This is a genomic window from Mycetocola sp. Y719 (genome assembly GCF_056713205.1).
Genome location: NZ_JBWYGY010000004.1, coordinates 1 through 18,346 on the forward strand (window position 1 = coordinate 1; position 18,346 = coordinate 18,346).

Annotated in this window: 16 protein-coding genes and 1 tRNA gene; 5 read left to right on the plus strand and 12 right to left on the minus strand. The window is 65.9% G+C overall.

The genetic code is table 11. From position 1 onward, the window contains the following. On the plus strand, nucleotides 1–344 hold a 344-nt coding region (locus AC1M0F_RS14450), incomplete at its 5' end, for a hypothetical protein (protein ID WP_480238962.1). A 113-nt stretch (nucleotides 345–457) separates the two neighbouring features. Here AC1M0F_RS14450 and AC1M0F_RS14455 read toward each other — a convergent pair. Both AC1M0F_RS14455 and AC1M0F_RS14460 read right to left on the minus strand, forming a co-directional pair. Then, complete coding sequence (locus AC1M0F_RS14455; RefSeq protein ID WP_480238963.1) at nucleotides 458–1,357, minus strand: hypothetical protein; 900 nt, start codon at nucleotides 1,355–1,357, stop codon at nucleotides 458–460. A 201-nt stretch (nucleotides 1,358–1,558) separates the two neighbouring features. Next, nucleotides 1,559–1,646, minus strand: a tRNA-Ser gene (locus tag AC1M0F_RS14460). A 102-nt stretch (nucleotides 1,647–1,748) separates the two neighbouring features. Between AC1M0F_RS14460 and radA the strand changes: the two genes are divergently transcribed. After that, on the plus strand, nucleotides 1,749–3,107 hold the full coding sequence (gene radA / locus AC1M0F_RS14465) for a DNA repair protein RadA (RefSeq protein ID WP_480238964.1): 1,359 nt from the start codon (nucleotides 1,749–1,751) through the stop codon (nucleotides 3,105–3,107). 7 nt (nucleotides 3,108–3,114) lie between these two features. Here radA and AC1M0F_RS14470 read toward each other — a convergent pair whose 3' ends face one another. The 4 genes from AC1M0F_RS14470 to AC1M0F_RS14485 all read right to left on the minus strand — a co-directional run bounded on the left by AC1M0F_RS14470 (nucleotide 3,115) and on the right by AC1M0F_RS14485 (nucleotide 9,482). Then, on the minus strand, nucleotides 3,115–3,504 hold the full coding sequence (locus AC1M0F_RS14470) for an SseB family protein (protein WP_480238965.1): 390 nt from the start codon (nucleotides 3,502–3,504) through the stop codon (nucleotides 3,115–3,117). 37 nt (nucleotides 3,505–3,541) lie between these two features. After that, nucleotides 3,542–4,162 carry a hypothetical protein gene (locus AC1M0F_RS14475; RefSeq protein ID WP_480238966.1) on the minus strand — a complete coding sequence of 207 codons (621 nt, stop codon included), beginning with the start codon at nucleotides 4,160–4,162 and terminating at the stop codon, nucleotides 3,542–3,544. A gap of 114 nt (nucleotides 4,163–4,276) precedes the next feature. Next, nucleotides 4,277–8,767, minus strand: coding sequence for an ExeM/NucH family extracellular endonuclease (locus tag AC1M0F_RS14480; protein ID WP_480238967.1), 4,491 nt, complete (start codon nucleotides 8,765–8,767; stop codon nucleotides 4,277–4,279). Between the two features lie 196 nt (nucleotides 8,768–8,963). Then, nucleotides 8,964–9,482, minus strand: a complete 519-nt coding sequence (locus AC1M0F_RS14485; protein WP_480238968.1) for an amino-acid N-acetyltransferase — start codon at nucleotides 9,480–9,482, stop codon at nucleotides 8,964–8,966. 33 nt (nucleotides 9,483–9,515) lie between these two features. On the opposite strand from AC1M0F_RS14485, the gene AC1M0F_RS14490 reads away from it, so the two are divergent. Continuing rightward, nucleotides 9,516–10,442, plus strand: a complete 927-nt coding sequence (locus AC1M0F_RS14490; protein ID WP_480238969.1) for a Ppx/GppA phosphatase family protein — start codon at nucleotides 9,516–9,518, stop codon at nucleotides 10,440–10,442. A gap of 60 nt (nucleotides 10,443–10,502) precedes the next feature. Here AC1M0F_RS14490 and AC1M0F_RS14495 read toward each other — a convergent pair whose 3' ends face one another. Both AC1M0F_RS14495 and AC1M0F_RS14500 read right to left on the minus strand, forming a co-directional pair. Next, entirely contained in the window at nucleotides 10,503–13,031 is a 2,529-nt protein-coding gene (locus AC1M0F_RS14495) for an ATP-dependent Clp protease ATP-binding subunit (RefSeq protein ID WP_480238970.1), read from the minus strand. A 123-nt stretch (nucleotides 13,032–13,154) separates the two neighbouring features. Further along, nucleotides 13,155–13,883, minus strand: a complete 729-nt coding sequence (locus AC1M0F_RS14500; RefSeq protein ID WP_480238971.1) for a ZIP family metal transporter — start codon at nucleotides 13,881–13,883, stop codon at nucleotides 13,155–13,157. A 161-nt stretch (nucleotides 13,884–14,044) separates the two neighbouring features. Between AC1M0F_RS14500 and AC1M0F_RS14505 the strand changes: the two genes are divergently transcribed. Together AC1M0F_RS14505 and AC1M0F_RS14510 are read left to right on the plus strand one after the other, a co-directional pair. Beyond that, a complete protein-coding gene (locus tag AC1M0F_RS14505) occupies nucleotides 14,045–14,662 on the plus strand; it encodes a hypothetical protein (RefSeq protein ID WP_480238972.1) in 618 nt (205 codons plus the stop codon). Further along, nucleotides 14,662–14,886 (plus strand): helix-turn-helix domain-containing protein, encoded by a 225-nt coding sequence (locus tag AC1M0F_RS14510; protein ID WP_480238973.1) that lies wholly within the window; start codon nucleotides 14,662–14,664, stop codon nucleotides 14,884–14,886. Before AC1M0F_RS14505 ends, AC1M0F_RS14510 begins: the two co-directional genes overlap by 1 nt. Nucleotides 14,887–14,889: 3 nt before the next feature. On the opposite strand, the gene cls is transcribed toward AC1M0F_RS14510, so the two are convergent. From cls to lysS, 4 genes are read right to left on the minus strand one after another with little or no spacing between them, the layout of a single operon-like run. Next, nucleotides 14,890–16,368 carry a cardiolipin synthase gene (gene cls / locus AC1M0F_RS14515; protein WP_480238974.1) on the minus strand — a complete coding sequence of 493 codons (1,479 nt, stop codon included), beginning with the start codon at nucleotides 16,366–16,368 and terminating at the stop codon, nucleotides 14,890–14,892. A 54-nt stretch (nucleotides 16,369–16,422) separates the two neighbouring features. Then, entirely contained in the window at nucleotides 16,423–16,626 is a 204-nt protein-coding gene (locus AC1M0F_RS14520) for a hypothetical protein (RefSeq protein ID WP_480238975.1), read from the minus strand. Between the two features lie 30 nt (nucleotides 16,627–16,656). Next, nucleotides 16,657–16,806 carry a hypothetical protein gene (locus AC1M0F_RS14525; RefSeq protein ID WP_480238976.1) on the minus strand — a complete coding sequence of 50 codons (150 nt, stop codon included), beginning with the start codon at nucleotides 16,804–16,806 and terminating at the stop codon, nucleotides 16,657–16,659. A 13-nt stretch (nucleotides 16,807–16,819) separates the two neighbouring features. After that, on the minus strand, nucleotides 16,820–18,337 hold the full coding sequence (gene lysS, locus AC1M0F_RS14530) for a lysine--tRNA ligase (RefSeq protein WP_480238977.1): 1,518 nt from the start codon (nucleotides 18,335–18,337) through the stop codon (nucleotides 16,820–16,822). Between the last annotated feature and the right edge of the window lie 9 nt (nucleotides 18,338–18,346).

Here is an 18,346-nt window from a genome sequence, read left to right on the forward strand (position 1 = left end):
ACCTGACCAAAAAGATCAAGCCGACGGGTATTTGGCATTTGACATTGTGCACGCTGTTGAGTTCTCAAGGATCGGATGCTCCCACTTTTCACCCTTCCGGGCTGCTCCGCAGGGCAACTTCTCTAACTTACCACTCTCGAAGTTTTTGTCAAATCGAGGATTTTTCGGCTCCGACGGAAAGTCGGCGCACCAAACCATCGCCTGAATTTCTTCAGCTTGTTCGAGTGGAGGTTATATATCCTAAGGCAGTGAACGCCGACACTCAAGAGCGCCTGTTCTTTTACCTGGGATTGGTCCCGCATGAGGCCGGCGAGCTGTTCCGCTCTGCCGCACCTTTGGGGTGACAAGTAAGTACTTTACGTGTGATGCGAATGGCTGGCAAATTGCGGCTGCGGCCCGGGCGTGTCGCCCCGGACTCCCCCGGAATCCCGGGGATCCGGGGCCGACCGGCCCGGAATCAGACGTCGCTGTCGTCTGCTGTCTCGCCCCGCAGCATCCGCACCCACGCCGCCAGATAAAGGGCACCAGCCTCATCGTGGATGAGCGTCGTGTGGTGCCGCACCGCGTACGCCGTCTCGGGCACCCCGTCGGCCGGACGCACATCGACGTGCACGACCTCGTGACCCTGCTGGTGCAGCCAGTCGGCCATCGCGTAGTCGGTTCGCGAATCGCCGAGGGTCCGCCAGGCCAGCGGAAGCTCTGCGCCATCCGCCTCGAGCAGGCGAAGGAACTTGCTCGCACCCAGGTCCTTGCCGAGCCGCACCGACTCGATGTCGGTGGAGATGATCGTCGGGTCGATCCGGAACGGAGCATCGCCCGCCGCGTCGAGGACGAGCGTCGTCCCCCATTCGTAACCGAGCCCTTGCGCGTCGAGCAGGCGGGCCGCGTCCGCGTCGAAGGCGTCGCGCCTGCTCGCGAAGTGTTCGGCGGAGACGTCGAGCCGCTGTTCCACCGACACCATGGCCCGTTTGGTCTCGTCGAAGAAGATGACGTCGTCGTATGTGGTCGCGACGAGCTCGCGGATGGCATCGGCATACGCCCCTGGGACCGCAAGGTCTGAGTCGACGTCGATGTCTCCGAGCCCCTCCGGCGTGATGCGGACGACAACCGCCCCCTTCTCGCAGATCGCCCAGACTCTGGCGTCGACCGAGAGCCCTGCCGCGATCAGCTGCGGCACGACCTCTGCCTGGATGAAGGCGTCGGAGCGTCCGGTGTTGAAGGCGATGGGGACGCCGCCGTTTGCAAGTTCGACCAGGTCACGGGGAATGCTGGGGATGGCGACGCTCCTGCTCACCGGGCTGGCGATCGGGCCGTCGACGTCGAGCAGGAGTCCAAGTACGGGGGCAGCATCATTCACGGCGCCAGTCTAAGGCGGGGGCGCGCGACCCCGCTCACACCGCTCTGGCGATCCTCTGGATCCGGTTCCGCCCTCGACAGGGCCCATGTGGGCTGATCGCCGTCCGCGGTCGGACAACCCGGGAGCGCACCGGCCAGACCGACGAGCACAACGAAAAGACCCCCTCTCCCGGGGAACCGGAAGAGGGGGTCTTGCTCAGAGCGGTGACGGTGGGATTTGAACCCACGGTGCGCTTTAGACGCACACAACTTTTCGAGAGTTGCACCTTCGGCCGCTCGGACACGTCACCGCCGTCGAGTGTAGTTGATTCGCAGGATGTGCGCGAATCGCCGGTTGTCCCCAGCCGACGACTGTCCCGGTCTCTGTCTGCGGTCGCGGTTAGGCTCATGGCATGGCAAAGCCCACCTCGACTTTCAAGTGCACCGAATGCGGATGGCAGACGCTGAAATGGGCGGGGCGCTGCGGTGAATGCCAGCAGTGGGGCACCGTCGTCGATGTCTCCGCTGACATCGGCATCGTCCAGCGGGTGACGGCGTCGACCGTCTCCGCAGATCGGTCAGCTCGGCCCATCACGGCGATCACCGAAGCGGATGTCGCGCACTGGCCCACAGGCATCGACGAGTTCGATCGCGTGCTCGGCGGCGGCATCGTGCCCGGCGCAGCCATCCTGCTGTCCGGCGAACCCGGCGTGGGCAAGTCGACCCTCCTGCTCGAGGTCGCAGCGAAGGCGGCAAAGGCCAAGTCACGAGTGCTCTATGTCACGGCCGAGGAATCGGTGAACCAGGTGAAGCTCCGCGCCAGGCGCACGGGGGCACTCAGCGACAACCTCTTCCTCGCGGCCGAAACCGACCTCGGGGTCGTGCTCGGCCAGATCGACGCCGTGAAACCGCAACTTCTCATCGTTGACTCGGTCCAGACCGTCTCCAGCGCCCAGTCCGACGGCATCGCCGGGCAACCCAGCCAGGTGAGAGAGGTGGCGCAGACGCTGATCCGCATCGCGAAAGAGCGGGCGCTGCCCGTGCTCATCGTCGGCCATGTCACGAAGGACGGCAGCATCGCCGGTCCTCGACTGCTCGAGCACCTCGTCGACGTGGTCTGCCAGTTCGAGGGCGATCGCCACACATCCCTCCGCTTCGTCCGCGCCCTGAAGAACCGGTTCGGTCCCACCGATGAGGTGGGATGCTTCGAGATGACCGGCGACGGAATCGCCGAAGTCTCCGACCCGAGCTCGCTGTTCCTCAGCCGTGGTGCCGCCGTCTCCGGAACCTGCGTCACCGTGTCGATGGAAGGCAAGCGCGCGCTCCCGGTGGAAGTCCAGGCACTCGTCCTCGACACGTCCGTCCCGAACCCGCGCCGCGTCACCAACGGCGTCGACGCCTCCCGGGTCGCCATGCTCCTCGCTGTGCTCGCGCAACGCGCGGGGATCAAGCTCCACGACAAGGACGTCTATGTGTCGACGGTCGGCGGCGTGCGGCTCACCGAACCGGGCGCGGATCTTGCCATCGCGATCGCGATCGCATCCGCTGCGATGGACTACCCGGTGCCGCACGACTTCGCGGCGTTCGGCGAGATCTCACTCGCCGGCGAGGTCCGCCCGGTCACGGCCGCCAGGCAGCGTCGCGCCGAAGCGACGCGTCTCGGTTACCGGACCATCGTGGACGCCGCGGCCGGCGGCATCCGTGACGCCCTCGATACCGCGAAGAAAGCGGCGGGCTCGTCGTTCGACAAGGAGCTCGACGCGGTCTTCTGACCCAGGCTCAGAGCGCGAGGACCCTGAGGAGTTCGTCAGGCGTGGCTTGCATCGGGTGGGGCCCGGCGATGTCGAAGAACACCGTTTCGATCTCATCACCGTGGGTGCGGAGGAACGTGTGCAACCAGATCCCGTCCTGCAGGCCGACCACCGGAGGAAGCGCAGCGGGCTTGTGGGCTGCGTCCGAGAACAGAAGCAATGCCAGACGCCCGGTCTCCGGCTGGCGGTAGGTCCACACCTCGCCGGCATCCGTCGGTTTGTCTCGCTGACCTGCTGTGACGAGGGGCACGACCACCCGATCATTGCGCAGTGCAAACGCGACAGCGGCCATGTCCTGCTGTTCGAGCGCATCCGCGAGGGGTTGTGAACGGAACGACGGCTGCTTCTTCTTCGGCATGCTGTCTATTCTTGCAGCCGCCGCGAAGGCAGTCCGCTCAGCCGACGAGGATGAACTGCTTCGACTCCGCACTCTCGACTCCGTCGACCGACGTGCTCAGGTGGTACGAGGCCCCGGCGGCGGGGACGGCGGGCCGGTCGCCTTCGCACGTCGACGGCGACGACCGGGTGCGATCCCATGCGATCGGGGCCGTGGATTCAACCGACTGCTCGGCGGCGAGTTCGACGATGGCATCCGCCGGTTCGACCTGGCAGTCGGTCGACGTCCAGTACGTGTCGCTTCCGCTTGTGATGGTGAACACCTGCGCCGCGGTTCCGACGTTGATGCTGCAGGCCGAATCGCTTGTGTTCGTGATGCGCAGCGACAGCTGTGGGAGCTCCCCAGCGGCATAGTTGCTCTTGTCGGTGAGGGCCTCGACCACGACGGCGTCGTCTGCGCACTCTCCCGGCTCCCCCGGGGTGGCCGACGGCGTCGGCGACGGCGAAGACGTGCTCTTCGTGACGGGGGTCGGGTCCGGCTCCGCACCCGAGGTGGACCCGGGCTTCCAGATCACCAGCGCGATGATGGCGATCACCGCGACGAGGCCGGCAAGCACCCAGAGTCGGCGACGGACATAGACGCTGCGCGGTTCGCGGCCGTGGCGTTCGTTCGTCGACATGGCTTCAGGATAACCAGCGCCCGGATTCCGGCAGACGAAGACGCGCGGAGGGTCGCAATTGCTTCCCTCCGCGCGTCCTGGTCCCCCGGCGTACCCGGGTTCAGGGACTCAGCGTCATCGCCAGCCGAACAACTTCGCCAGCCAGTTGATGAATTCCGTGATGATCTTGATGATCCTCTCGATCGGTGTCGGCGGTGTCGGCGGTTCAGGTTCGTCCTCCTCGACCGTGAGCGGGATCGTCACCGTCGTCCCCGATTCAGCGGCGGTGATGGTGAGAGTCTTCTCACCCGGCCCGGCCGGGACGGTGAACGTGACGGTCGCCGCGCCCGCCGTGACCGGAGCGGTCGCGACGCTCACTCCGTCGATGGCTGCGTCCACCTGCGTGTTCACCGGGCTGCCCGTCGACGTGAGGTCAAGCTTCGACAGGTTCACCGTGACCGAGCTCCCCTCGACGACAGGTTCGGTGGGGATGCCGGTGGCCTGGACGGAGCGACGGTCGAAGCTCGGCGAGACCGGGCTGTTGGCCGTCAGGTAGGCGATCCAGGCGTCACGGTCGACAAGACCCGAGTCACGCGTGTCGGTTCCGTCTGTGAAGATCCGGAAGTTGTCTCCCCCCGCGAGCAGGAAGCTGAACGTCCCGATCCGGTAACTACCCGCCGGATCGAGCGGAGCGCCGTCGATGGTGACGCTCGTGATCCTGTCGTTCTGGGCGCGCGCCGGGTCGAAGGTGTACGACACGTTGTCCGAGAGACCGAGCTGCAGGTAGGGGCGCGACGGAATGGTTCCGTCTGCGTTGGTCTGCCACTGCTGCTCGAGCATGGTCTTGAACTGTGCGCCGGTCAGCGACGTGGTTCCCAGGTTGTTGAGGAACGGCAGCACCGCGTTCGCCTGAGCGTACGTGATGTTCCCGGCGGCAAGGTCTGCCCGCAGGCCGCCCGGGTTCACGACACCGATCTCGGCGCCTCCCCTGTCGGCGGACTCCAGCGATTCGACGAGCGCGTTGGCCACGAAGTTGCCCAGCGTCGATTCAGACGCCCGGTCGTCGCGCAGACCGTTCGCGAATGCGGTGGTGATCGGTGCGGTCGCGCTCCCGATGACCTGGTTGCCGATCACGCCCGACTCGGCGATGGCCGCGTCGACGATGCGGTCCACCTCGGCGACCGCCGGGTAGGTGGCGATGAGCACGTCGTCAGCGGTGGTTACCCTGGCGACGTTGCGCGCGTCGTACCCGGTGACGTCACCGTCGGTGTTGTCGACGGTCAGCGTGATCTGTCCGACGTTCTCGCCGTAGCTCCCGGTCTGCAGGATCGGGCGAGTCTCGCCGTCACGGCCGGGAATCGGAGCATCCCACGCGTACTGCTTGTGCGTGTGACCGGTGAAGATCGCGTCGACCTCTGCGGTGGTCTTCGACACGATGTCGGCGAAGGCGCCGCCGGCGAGGATCTCTTCCTCCAGCGTCGACCCGTCCGGGATGCCGGCCCCTGCGCCCTCGTGGTACTCGGCGACCAGGACGTCTGCTTCTCCGTTCGACTCATCGCCGTCGGACAGTTGCGCCGCGACCCGGTTCACGGCCTCGACGGGGTCGCCGAAGTCCAGGGAGGCGACCCCGGCGGGCGAGACGAGCGTCGGGGTCTCCTGGGTTACCGCACCGATCACTCCGACATCGACGCCGTCGACCTCGAAGATCGCGTACTCGTCGAGGGCGGGTGTTGTCGTGCCGTCCAGGTAGACGTTCGCCCCCAGGTAGTCGAACCTGGCGTTCTCGCCACCGTCGATCACCCGGTCGACGAGGTCGTCGTAGCCCTGGTCGAACTCGTGGTTCCCGACCGCGGATGCTGCGAGCGCCAGAGCGTTCAGCACGTCGATGGTGGGCTGGTCACGAAGCGACGAGGACGCGAACAGCGACGCCCCGATGTTGTCACCGGCTGAGAGGAACAGTGACTGCCCCTCGTCGAACTGCGCCTTCAACGACTCGATGGTCCCGGCGAACTTCACCGTGTTGGCGTCGATCCTGCCGTGGAAGTCGTTGATGTTCAGCAGGTTGACGATGGATGTGGTCGGGCTCGCGTCGATCCCGATGAGCATCGGGTCGTGGTCGCTCGACCGGTACGGGTCTTCGGCGTAGAAATCGGTGGCGTTGTAGTTGTAACGCGAGTACTCCAGCGCGATCGACTCGACCGAGTTGATGTTCCAGATGTCCGCGCCCGTCACCGATGCGTCGGCTTCCTCTGACGCGAACACGTAGTCGAGTGAACCGACCGCCTTGCCGAACTGGTAGGTGTGCTCACCCGTCTTCGCGCCCTGGCTGACGTAGCCGGCCGCTTCGATGACCCCGATCGGGCTCTCCTTTGCGTAGGAGTTGAAGTCCCCGACGAGGAACACGCGATCGGTGTCGAGTTCGGTCTTCAACTCGTCCGCGAAGGCGACGAGCGCCTCGGCCTGACGGGTCCTGTCGCCCGTGTACGCGCCCTGCCCCGTGTCGACGTTGTCTCCCGTGGCCCCGGAGTCGCTCTTCGACTTGAAGTGGTTCGCGATGACGAGGAAGGTGTCGGATGCTGCGCCACCGGCAGGCCGGAAGGCCTGCGCATCCGGCTCGCGGGCATTGCCGAATGCCGGGGAGTCGAGCAGGATGCGGCTCTCGCCGACGGTCTCGACGGTCTCGGCCTTGTAGATGAACGCGGTCCGGATGACGTCCTCGTTCTCGGGGACGGCAGTCGGTGACGCCACGAACGACCAGACGTCGCTCCCCGCGTCCGCGTTCAGGGCGTCGACGAGGACACCGAGCGCATAGTCGCGGTCCTTGCCGACGGCGGCGGAGTTCTCGATCTCCTCGAGCGAAACGATGTCTGCATCGAGGGCGTTGATCGCGGTGACGATCTTCGCCTGCTGCCTGGCCAGGTTCGCCGAGTCGGCGGCGCCACGCACACCGCAGCCCGCTGCGTCCGAATTGTTCACGGTGATCGGGTTGCCCGCGCGGTCCGTGTAGTACGTGCAGCCGGTGCGGTCGGCACCCGTCGTGGCGAAGTAGTTGAGCACGTTGAAGGTGGCGAGGGTGACGTCGCCTCCGACGTTCTCCGGTGCTGCGGTCCGCGTGTTCGCGAAGGTGACCGGCTGCACCGTGTCGGCGTTCTCGGCCGTCAGCTGAGTGGTGGGCTGGAACTTCCAGTTGCTGTTGCGGTAGTCGAGGATCACCGGAGCGGTGAACGCGACCGGCGCGCCGACACGGACGGGCGCATCCGTCGACAGGTAGGGCAACGGGATGTTCTTGTTGGCCCCTCCGTTCGCCGTGCTGAGGAAGTTCAGTGTCGAACCGTCGTCGAGGGTGACCAGTTCGGCCGCAAACCTGGCCGTCGCTGCGGCGTGTTCGGCGGTGCCGGGGAGCCCGAGGACGGTCGGGTTCACGAGGGGCGTGCTCGACGCGGCCAGCCCGACCTCGCCGTACTGGTTCGTACTGAATACGTCGGTGACGGTGAAGTCGCCCGTCGGCGCCAGCAGCATTCCCTCGAAGCGTTCGCGCCCAGCGTCGTCAGCGGGGTAGCCGATCGCTGCTGCGACCGGTGCGGTCACCGTGGATGCGTCGAGCTGTGTGAGCCCTGCCGCGTCTGCGACGGTGATCTGGGTCAGTCCGAAGTACTCGGAGACGACGCCGGTCACCTCGACGTACTGGCCGACGGCGACGGACGCCGCGGTGGCAGGAGAGTAGACGAAGAGGGCGTCGGATGCGGTCTGTCCGCTGACCGAACCGCCGGTCCCTGCGGTCTGCAGGTAGTAACCCTGGAAGCCACCTGTCCCATACGCGGCCGTGACGACACCGGTGGTTGTGACGGTCGTTCCGACCTTCGTGCTTGCATCCCCCGTGCCCTGGATCTCGGCGATGGCAATGCTGCCCGGCTCGACGGGCGGGTCGGTCGGATCAGTGGGATCGGTCGGGTCGGTGGGGTCGGTCGGATCGGTTCCCGCGGTGTTCTGCGGGGTGATCGTCGCGGAGAGCGTGATGTCGGCCGCATTGCTGTCGGTGTCGGCGAAGGCGGTGCGGTTGAGGCTCTTGACGTCGGTGTTGCCCGCGGGTGCCGCAGAGGCAGCCGTCTCGAAGGTGTTGGAGGTGCCGTAGCCGAGGAGGTCGACCACAGCGGCGTTTCCGACGACGGACCCGGTCGGGACCGTGATCGCTGTCGGCACGTTGGCCAGGATGATGGTGCCCGCGCTGCCGGAGAGGTTCAGTGCGGTTGACGCTGCGTCCGTCGCGGGTAGCGCTGCTCCGACGGCTCCCCCGTTGTTGGCCGCTCCGCCGACGAGGTAGTGGCCCTTCGCGGGGATGCTGCCGGTCAGGTCGACGACGCTTGACGACGCCGCTGTGCCGCCGGCCGGCCGGTACTGCAGTGACCAGTCGCCGATGTCGATCGCGGCATCCGTCGGGTTGTACAGCTCGACGAACTTGTGCGTGTATGCCGCACCGGCGCTTCCGCCGGAGAGATAGGCCTCGTTGATCACCACCCCTGTGCCATCTGTACTGGCCGCTGCGGGAAGCACCGCGAGGGGTGCGGCCGCGAGACCGAGCAGGGATGCGAGGGCGGTGGTACGCCAGAGGCGCTTGGACAGCAACATTGATCTCCCCGAAGTTCGACGTCGAATGAATGCGGCGCACGGGCAGTGCGCTTCGTCGCGACGCTGACCGGGATAGCGACGGCGACCCAGCAAGGCTAGGGAAACCGTGTGACGCCGTTTCACCCGAAGAGTAAACAGTGGGTAAAAGCTATCCGGCGGTTTCCACCCCCACAAGAGGGGCAACAAATGAGCAGGCTCAGAGACGTTTGAGCATCCGCGAATTACCGAGCGTGTTCGGCTTGACCCGTGCGAGGTCGAGGAACTCAGCGACACCCTCGTCGGAGGATCTCACCATCTCCGAGTAGATCTCCGGGTCGATCACGCCCTCACCGATCACCCCGTACCCGTTACGGGTGAAGAACGACACCTCGAACGTGAGGCAGAAGAGCCGGGAGAGCCCGAGTTCACGGGCATCCGATTCAAGTCGCTCGAGCAGTGCCCGGCCGACGCCTGTGCCGAGCCAATCCGGGCTGACCGCGAGTGTGCGCACCTCGCCGAGGTCCTCCCACATGACGTGCAGGGCGCCGCAACCGACGATCGTTCCGTCGGATGCCTCGGCGACGCGGAATTCCTGGACCGCTTCATAGAAGACCACCCGCTCCTTGCCGAGCAGAATGCGCTGCTGGACGAGAGGCTCGATGAGTGCCCGGATCGCAGCCACATCCGACGTGCGTGCGCGACGGACGACGAATGCGGGCGCAGCGCTCTGGGTCATGAGCGCCAGTTTAGCGAGCGGTAGCCTGTCGATATGCGACTCGGAGTGCTCGATGTGGGCTCAAACACTGTTCACCTGCTCATCGTCGACGCCCACCGCGGCGCGCGCCCGGTCGCGGAGGCGTCGCACAAGTCGGTCCTCCGGCTGATGCGATACATCGATGAGAGTGGCGCGATCACCGACGAAGGCGTCTCGATGCTCGTGCGTTCCATCGGCGACGCTGCGCGGATCGCCAGGGAGAGCAACCTCGACGACCTGCTGCCGATGGCGACATCGGCGATCCGTGAGGCGGCGAACGGCCCTGAGGTCCTCGCCCTCATCGGACGCGAGACGGGACTCGACCTGCAGGTGCTCAGCGGAGAGGACGAGGCAAAACTGACGTTCCTCGCCGTGCGGCGCTGGTACGGCTGGTCGGCAGGGAACATCCTGCTGTTCGATATCGGCGGCGGGTCGCTCGAGATCGCGCTCGGAGACGACGAGGAGCCCGATGTCGCTCTCTCGCTTCCCCTCGGGGCCGGACGGTCGACGATCGGCTTCCTGCACGACGACCCTCCTACCGAGGCCCAGCAGAACGACCTCCGGGAGCACGCAAGGGCAGTGCTCGATGAGGCCAGGCGGGAGTTCGTCGGGCGGGGTAAACCCGGCCAGATCGTCGGCTCGTCCAAGACGATCCGATCGCTCGCGCGGCTCGCAGGGTCGGTCTCTGACGGCGTGGGCGAGGACGACCGGCTGACGCTCAGGCGCAGCAGGCTCGATGACTGGGTTCCGCGCCTGGCGCGCATCCCCGCAGACTCCCGGCCGGCGCTGCCCGGGATCACCACGGACAGGACGTTCCAGATCGTTGCGGGCGGCATCGTTCTGAGCGAGACGATGGCCGCGTTCAACGTCCGCGAACTCGACGTCTCACCGTGGGCGACGCGCGAGGGCATCCTGCTGCGGTACCTCGACCGCCTCGCCTGACGCGGCCGGCACGACGAAGGGCCGGGGGATCACTCCCCCGGCCCTTCGTCTGTTCCTGCGTTAGTCGCTGGTGATCGCGAGGTCGGGCGTCGCAGCACCCGTGCCGAGCGAACGGCCCGAGTTGAGGCCGGCGCCGACGGTCTCGCCGCGCGGCTTCGTGTCGAACAGGAACTCGCCGTCGGCGAAGTCCACGTGGATGTGGTCTCCCGAGTTCAGTTCGCCGTGCAGGATCTTCTCGCTGAGACGGTCCTCGACCTCGTTCTGCATCGCGCGACGCAGCGGCCGTGCACCGAGAGCCGGGTCGAAACCGACCTCGATGAGACGTTCCTTGGCGGAGAGGGTCAGGTCGATCGTCATGTCGCGGTCGAGCAGGCGGTCACTCAGTCGCTTGGTGAAGAGGTCGACGATCTGCAGGAGCTCAGGCTTCGACAACTGCGGGAACACGATGGTGTCGTCCACGCGGTTGAGGAACTCGGGCTTGAAGTGCTTCTTGAGCTCCTCGGTGACCTTGGCCTTCATGATCTCGTATGTGGCCGTGGTGTCACCCTCGACCTGGAAACCGACGGGGCCGCCGGCGATCCCCTTCGACCCGAGGTTGGTGGTCATGATGATCACGGTGTTCTTGAAGTCGACGAGGCGCCCCTGACCGTCCGTCATCCGTCCCTCTTCCAGGATCTGGAGCAGGGAGTTGAAGATGTCGGGGTGCGCCTTCTCGATCTCGTCGAACAGCACGACACTGAACGGCTTGCGGCGGACCTTCTCGGTCAGCTGCCCGCCTTCTTCGAAGCCGACGAACCCGGGAGGAGCACCGAACAGTCGCGAGACCGTGTGCTTCTCGCCGTACTCACTCATGTCGAGCGAGATGATCGCGTCTTCGTCGTCGAACAGGAACTCGGCGAGCGCCTTGGCCAGCTCCGTCTTTCCGACACCGGTCGGGCCGGCGAAGATGAACGAGCCTGACGGGCGCTTCGGGTCCTTGAGGCCGGCGCGTGTGCGACGGATGGTCTTCGACAGAGCCGAGATCGCTTCTTCCTGGCCGATGACGCGCTGGTGCAGCGCCTTCTCCATGAAGACGAGACGGCTCGACTCTTCCTCGGTCAGCTTGAAGACCGGGATGCCGGTGGCCTGCGCGAGTACCTCGGCGATGAGACCTTCGTCTACGGTCGCCGTGGTCTTGACGTCGCCCGAGCGCCACTGCTTCTCGAGACGCAGCCGCTCACCGAGGAGGTTCTTCTCCTCGTCACGCAGCGATGCGGCCTTCTCGAAGTCCTGGTCCTCGATCGCCGTCTCCTTGGCACCGCGGACCACCGAGATCTTCTCGTCGAACTCGCGCAGTTCTGGCGGGCTCGACAGGATCGACAGGCGGAGGCGTGCTCCGGCCTCGTCGATCAGGTCGATGGCCTTGTCAGGCAGGAACCGGTCGGCGACGTAACGGTCGGCGAGGTTGGCAGCGGCGACGAGGGCACCGTCGGTGATGGACACCTTGTGGTGGGCCTCGTAGCGGTCACGGAGCCCCTTGAGGATGTTGATCGTGTGGGGCAGGGACGGCTCAGCGACCTGGATCGGCTGGAACCGGCGCTCGAGCGCTGCATCCTTCTCGAAGTGCTTGCGGTACTCGTCGATGGTCGTCGCGCCGACGGTCTGCAGCTCTCCACGTGCCAGGAGCGGCTTAAGGATGCTGGCGGCGTCGATCGCGCCCTCAGCAGCACCCGCTCCGACCAGGGTGTGGATCTCGTCGATGAAGACGATGATGTCACCGCGGGTGCGGATCTCCTTGGTGACCTTCTTCAGGCGCTCTTCGAAGTCACCGCGGTAGCGGCTTCCGGCGATGAGCGAACCGAGGTCGAGGGAGTAGAGCTGCTTGTCCTTCAGGGTCTCGGGCACTTCGCCCTTGACGATCGCCTGGGCGAGTCCCTCGACGACGGCGGTCTTGCCGACGCCGGGCTCACCGATCAGGACAGGGTTGTTCTTCGAACGGCGGGAGAGGATCTGCATGACCCGCTCGATCTCCTTCTCGCGGCCGATGACCGGGTCCAGCTTGTTGTCGCGCGCGGCCTGCGTGAGGTTGCGTCCGAACTGGTCGAGGATCTGGGATCCGCCCTGCGCGGTCGTCTCAGTCGTGTTGCCACCGACGGCCGCGGTCTCCTTGCCCTGGTACCCGCTCAGGAGCTGGATGACCTGCTGGCGCACGCGGTTGAGGTCCGCGCCGAGCTTGACGAGGACCTGTGCGGCGACACCCTCACCCTCGCGGATGAGACCGAGCAGGATGTGCTCGGTACCGATGTAGTTGTGGCCGAGCTGGAGAGCCTCACGCAGAGACAACTCGAGCACCTTCTTGGCACGCGGCGTGAACGGGATGTGACCGGTCGGCTGCTGCTGGCCCTGGCCGATGATGTCCTGGACCTGCTCGCGGACAGCATCCAGCGAGATACCGAGCGATTCGAGGGCCTTGGCTGCGACGCCTTCACCCTCGTGGATGAGACCGAGCAGGATGTGCTCGGTTCCGATGTAGTTGTGGTTGAGCATCTTGGCCTCTTCCTGGGCCAGGACGACGACGCGACGAGCGCGATCGGTGAATCTCTCAAACATGTTCGCTCCTTGGGCACCCGGGCAGGGATGGGGTGCCGTACAAAAAGAGTAACCACCGCGCCTTCGGAAAACTCCTCTGTTCGCTCAAAGCACTAATGGAAGAGCTGGAGCTGCGCCTCGCGCTCAGCTGAGCTGGTGCACCCCGAAGCTCACAAAGAACCCGACAGTGGCGATGAGACCGGTGAATGCCTTCGCGTCGCGGAAGGCCTCGGGGATCATCGTGTCGCACACCATGGCAAGGATGGCACCCGCGGCGATGGCCGTCACGAACGCCGTCACGCTCGCAGGGACGTCCTCGAGGAGCACGAATCCCCCCAGCGATGAGAGCGCGCAGGCGACGGCGATTCCCACCCAGAGGGTGAAGACGTAGCGCGGGCCGCGGCCGTCGGCCTTAAGTTCAGCGGTCGACGCGAGACCCTCTGGAACGTTCGAGATGACGATGGCGACCAGCACCGGAATGGAGACCTGTCCCCCTGCCACCATGCTCAGCCCGAGGACGGCGGTTTCGGGGATCCCGTCGAGGAGCGCCCCGACGGCGATCCCGGTCCCCGTGCCTGGCGACTCCCCCGAGCCGCGACGGTTGCGTGCGTTCACGCGGTCGAGCAGCAGGTTGGCGCCGACGTAGACCACGGCTCCTGCGAGGAAGCCGGCCATGGCCGGCCAGAATCCGCCTCCCTCAGCGGCCTCCTCGACGAGGTCGAAGGCGAGCGCCGAGATGAGTACCCCTGAACCGAAGGCCATGATCGTGGCGACGACACGTCTGGGAACCGATACGAACCACGCGATCAGGGCGCCGACGAGAAGCGCTCCACCCGCGAGCGCCCCAGCACCGAGTGCCATCCATCCAGCCATGGGGCCAGAGTATGGCATCAGGGGCGACAGCCCCCTCGTTTCGCGAGTGCCCGATCGAGGGCTGCCGCCCGTCGCGAGGCTGTGTCCCACGCTTGACGGCCGCTGCGCCAGACCGCTATCGTATCGATATTCGTTATTATCGATAATCGTTAGGGGTATCCATGGGCGGCACCACTCTCAGTCAGCGGCTGGACAGCGGTGCACTCCGCCTCGTCTCCGTCCTCGGCGTCCTCTTCGCCGGTTGCGCCCTCATCTGGGGCGTCTTCGGGTTCGTCTTTATGTTGTCCAGCGAGACCGTCCCGGTCAGCCAGCCTGTGAGCGTCGACGTGACCGGCCTGGCCACCGATGGAACGGCATCCGTCGCGAGCGGTGAGGTGACGCAGGCCGAGCTGTCGCTCGCCGGGCTCAGCATCGCCGCGAGGCTTCTCCTCGGGAGCGGGACCCTCCTCCTCGTACTCGTCCAGGTGACGGTCGCCATCGCCGTCGTCGCCCTGTGCAGGCAGCTCCTCGCCGGCCGGCCGTTCGCCCCGGCCATCCGGAAGCTGCTCACGGCATCCGCACTCGTCGTGCTCGCGGGCGGAATCCTCGGACAGGCCGTCTACGGCTTCGGGAACTTCCAGGTCGCCACCGAACTCAACCACGATCCGATCGGCACCTCCTTCCCGATGATGATGCACCTCGATTCGACGCCGGTCGTCGTCGGACTCGTCCTCGGTATCATCGCCACGGCGTTCGCGGTCGGCGAGCGGCTGCAGCGCGACACGGACGGCCTCGTCTGATGGCGGCCGCGGACGACGAACCCACCGGCATCCACTGCCGGCTCGACGAACTGCTTGCCGCGCGCTCGATGACCCTCACCCAGCTGAGCGAACGGGTGGGGGTGAGCGTGGTGAACCTGTCGGTGCTCAAGAACGACAGGGCCCGCGCCATCCGCTTCTCTACCCTCACCGCAATCTGCGACGCGGTCGGATGCGACGTGGGCGACCTGCTCGTACGAGCGTGACGCCTACTGGAGCGCCGAGCTGAGCCTCGCCAGGTTGTCGAGAACGGTGGAACGCAGCGGCTGCTTCATCCACTCGTCGAGGGTGAGCTCGCGGCTCTTCAGGCGGTAGACGTCCTCTACCGAGCGCATCTCGTCGACGAAGGACCGGCCGCGCACCAGGAGCGAGACCTCCATGTTGAGGCCGAAGGAACGCATGTCCATGTTGCTCGAGCCGATCACGGCGACCTCGTCGTCGATGGTGAAGTGCTTGGCGTGGAGGATGTACGGTGCCGGGTACAGGTAGATCCGAACCCCGGCACGGAGCAGGGCCTCGTAGTAGGAACGCTGGGCGTGGTAGACGAGGGCCTGGTCACCGATCTCAGACACGAAGAGATCCACGGGGACCCCGCGCTGCACCGCTGTGGTGATCGCGTAGAGAAGGGACTCGTCAGGGACGAAGTACGGGCTCGTGATGACGATGCGCTTCTGCGCTGCGTAGAGCAGGCCGAGGAAGAGGCGGAGGTTGTTCTCGCCGTCGAAGCCCGGGCCGCTCGGCACGACCTGGCAGTCGAGGTCGCCGTTCTCGGGATCGAAGTCGGTCATGTCGACGTCGCGGGCGAGCAGTTCACCGGTCTCTGAGTACCAGTCGCTGAAGAAGATCGCGTTGATGCCGCCGACGACCGACCCCTCGACCCGCACGACGAGTTCCTGCCATTTCAGACCGCGTCGGATGTTCGCACGCTTGTTGTAGCTGCGGTCGATGACGTTCTGGGAACCCATGAAGGCGACGAGGCCGTCGATGATGAGCACCTTGCGGTGGTTGCGGAGGTCTGGCCGCTGGAACGTGCCCTTGAACGGCTGAACGGGGAGCATGAGATGCCAGTCGGCGCCGATGGCGGTGAGCCGGCGTTTCGTGGCCCTGTAACCCTTGGTGCGCAGGTTGGCGACGTGGTCGAGGAGCACCCGCACCTTCACCCCGCGAGCGACGGCCCGTTCCATCGCGGCGAAGAAGGGCTCTGTCGTGCGGTCGCAACTGAGAATGTAGAACTCGACGTTGACGAATTTCTCTGCGGCATCGATGGCTTCCGTCATGGCGGCGAGCGACAGTTCGTAGTCGCCGATGAGTCCGGCTTCGTTGCCCCCGAGTACGGGAAGGGCTCCGAGGTTGCGGTTGAGGGTGACGAGCGACTTGAGCCAGTCGGGCGCGCCGGGCTGGAGGTCCTGCGCCGGGAGTTCCTTCGCCGCGACCGCCATGAATTCGTTGATGTCCTTCTGGAGCTCGCGTCGCTTACGTGGCAGTTTCGGGTTGCCGATGAGCAGGAAGGCGATGACCCCGACGTATGGGATCAGGAAGATGGCGAGCAGCCACGCCATGCCGGCGGTCGGCCGACGGTTCCTGGGCACGACGATGACGGCGATGACGCGGATCACGAAGTCGATGGCGAAGAAGAGGATGACCCTCCAGTCGCCGGACAGCGTCGCCCAGAAGGCAGCTAGATCCACGAACGGGCTCCTGTCTTCGGTGAGAATGCTGCCAGCCTATCGGCGGCGGCACGGCTACGCCTCGACGGACTCGCTTGTGTTCTTCGGTGCGGCTGGAGGCAGTCCGAGGCGTTCCCGTTCGGCGGCCTCGAGGTCGGCGTACGCAGCCCGCTCGTCACGGTCGGCGCGGATGATGGCGCGCATGACGGCCCAGAAGATCAGCCCGACGAGCAGCGTCGGCACGATCGACCAGAGGGCGTTCAGCCAGTAATTGTCCATGACAGGTTAAGGATACCCCGACCGGACCGGTCAGCTTCCCTTGGCGATGATGCCGACGATGCCTGAGATCACGAGGTACAGCCCGACGCCGGCGACGACGATCCAGACCATGATCCGGTTCGCCGACGGCTTCTTCGGATCCTGCGGGTCGAGCTCATTCTTCGGGAGGTAGTCGTTCATCGGGTCACCTGGGTCATTTCACGAGGGGGAACAGGATGGTTTCGCGGATGCCGAGACCGGTGAGAGCCATCATCAGCCGGTCGATGCCCATCCCCATGCCGCCGGTCGGTGGCATGCCGTGCTCGAGCGCGCGGAGGAACTCTTCGTCCAGGCGCATCGCCTCGACGTCTCCGCCTGCGGCCAGTCGTGCCTGCTCGACGAAACGCTCACGCTGGACGACGGGGTCGATGAGCTCCGAGTATCCGGTGGCGAGTTCGAAGCCGCGGATGTAGAGGTCCCACTTCTCGACGACACCGGGGATCGACCGGTGGGCCCGCACGAGCGGTGACGTGTCGACGGGGAAATCGCGCACGAAGGTGGGGCGGACGAGCGCGCCTTTCACGAAGTGCTCCCAGAGTTCCTCGATGTACTTGCCGTGGATCGGGTGGGGCACGACGATGCCCTCCTTCTCGGCCAGTTCCCTGAGCTCGGCGATCGGCGTCTCGGGGGTGATCTCACGTCCGACGGCGTCGGACAGGCTGCCGAACATCGAGATCCTGTCCCACTCGCCGCCGAGGTCGAACTCGGTCCCGTCCGCCCAGGTGACGGTGTGGGATCCGGCGACCGCGAGGGCCGCGTTCTGGATCAGGGTCTGGGTGAGCTCGGCGATGGAGTTGTAGTCCCCATATCCTTCGTAGGCCTCGAGCATCGCGAACTCGGGGCTGTGCGTCGAGTCGGCGCCTTCGTTCCTGAAGTTGCGGTTGATCTCGAACACGTGGTCGATTCCGCCGACAATGGCGCGCTTGAGATACAGCTCCGGCGCGATCCGGAGGAACAGCTCGGTGTCGAACGCATTCGACGTGGTCACGAACGGGCGCGCGGATGCCCCGCCGTGCATCACCTGGAGCATCGGCGTCTCGATCTCGAGGTAGCCGCGGTCGGTGAAGGTGCGTCGCAGGCTGGAGACTGCCTGTGACCGCTGCACGACGTTCCGCCTGGCCTGCTCGCGCGCGATGAGGTCGAGGTAGCGGCTGCGGACGCGGCTCTCCTCGCTGAGTTCGTTGTGCAGGTTGGGCAGCGGCAGGATCGCCTTGGACGCGATCGTCCACTCGGTGACCATGATCGAGAGTTCACCGCGGCGGCTGGAGATCACCTCACCGGAGACGAAGAGGTGATCGCCGAGGTCGACGAGTTCCTTCCACAGGGCAAGCGACTCCTCGCCGACCTCTGCGAGCGACACCATCGCCTGGATGCGACTGCCGTCGCCGGACTGGAGGCTGGCGAAGCACAGCTTGCCTGTGTTGCGAAGGAAGACGATTCGCCCGGCGATGCCCACGACGTCACCGGATGCTTCGTCAGCGGCGAGGTGGCCCCACTTCTCCCGAACGGCAGGGATGGTCGTGGTGATCGGGACGGAGACGGGGTACGCACCGCCTGCTGCATCGGCGGCGTTCGCGATCAGACGCTCCCGTTTGGCCAGTCGAACGGCCTTCTGCTCGAAGATCTCCTCAGCGGTCGGCTCTGCGGGCTGGTCGGGGGTGGGGGCTGTCATGGCGAAAAA

Bases quoted from the DNA above. Each gene is read 5' to 3' on its own strand.
- radA (WP_480238964.1), top strand. From the start codon at position 1,749: ATGGCAAAGCCCACCTCGACTTTCAAGTGCACCGAATGCGGATGGCAG.
- AC1M0F_RS14470 (WP_480238965.1), bottom strand. From the start codon at position 3,504: ATGCCGAAGAAGAAGCAGCCGTCGTTCCGTTCACAACCCCTCGCGGAT.
- AC1M0F_RS14475 (WP_480238966.1), bottom strand. From the start codon at position 4,162: ATGTCGACGAACGAACGCCACGGCCGCGAACCGCGCAGCGTCTATGTC.
- AC1M0F_RS14480 (WP_480238967.1), bottom strand. From the start codon at position 8,767: ATGTTGCTGTCCAAGCGCCTCTGGCGTACCACCGCCCTCGCATCCCTG.
- AC1M0F_RS14485 (WP_480238968.1), bottom strand. From the start codon at position 9,482: ATGACCCAGAGCGCTGCGCCCGCATTCGTCGTCCGTCGCGCACGCACG.
- AC1M0F_RS14490 (WP_480238969.1), top strand. From the start codon at position 9,516: ATGCGACTCGGAGTGCTCGATGTGGGCTCAAACACTGTTCACCTGCTC.
- AC1M0F_RS14495 (WP_480238970.1), bottom strand. From the start codon at position 13,031: ATGTTTGAGAGATTCACCGATCGCGCTCGTCGCGTCGTCGTCCTGGCC.
- AC1M0F_RS14500 (WP_480238971.1), bottom strand. From the start codon at position 13,883: ATGGCTGGATGGATGGCACTCGGTGCTGGGGCGCTCGCGGGTGGAGCG.
- AC1M0F_RS14505 (WP_480238972.1), top strand. From the start codon at position 14,045: ATGGGCGGCACCACTCTCAGTCAGCGGCTGGACAGCGGTGCACTCCGC.
- AC1M0F_RS14510 (WP_480238973.1), top strand. From the start codon at position 14,662: ATGGCGGCCGCGGACGACGAACCCACCGGCATCCACTGCCGGCTCGAC.
- AC1M0F_RS14520 (WP_480238975.1), bottom strand. From the start codon at position 16,626: ATGGACAATTACTGGCTGAACGCCCTCTGGTCGATCGTGCCGACGCTG.
- AC1M0F_RS14525 (WP_480238976.1), bottom strand. From the start codon at position 16,806: ATGAACGACTACCTCCCGAAGAATGAGCTCGACCCGCAGGATCCGAAG.
- lysS (WP_480238977.1), bottom strand. From the start codon at position 18,337: ATGACAGCCCCCACCCCCGACCAGCCCGCAGAGCCGACCGCTGAGGAG.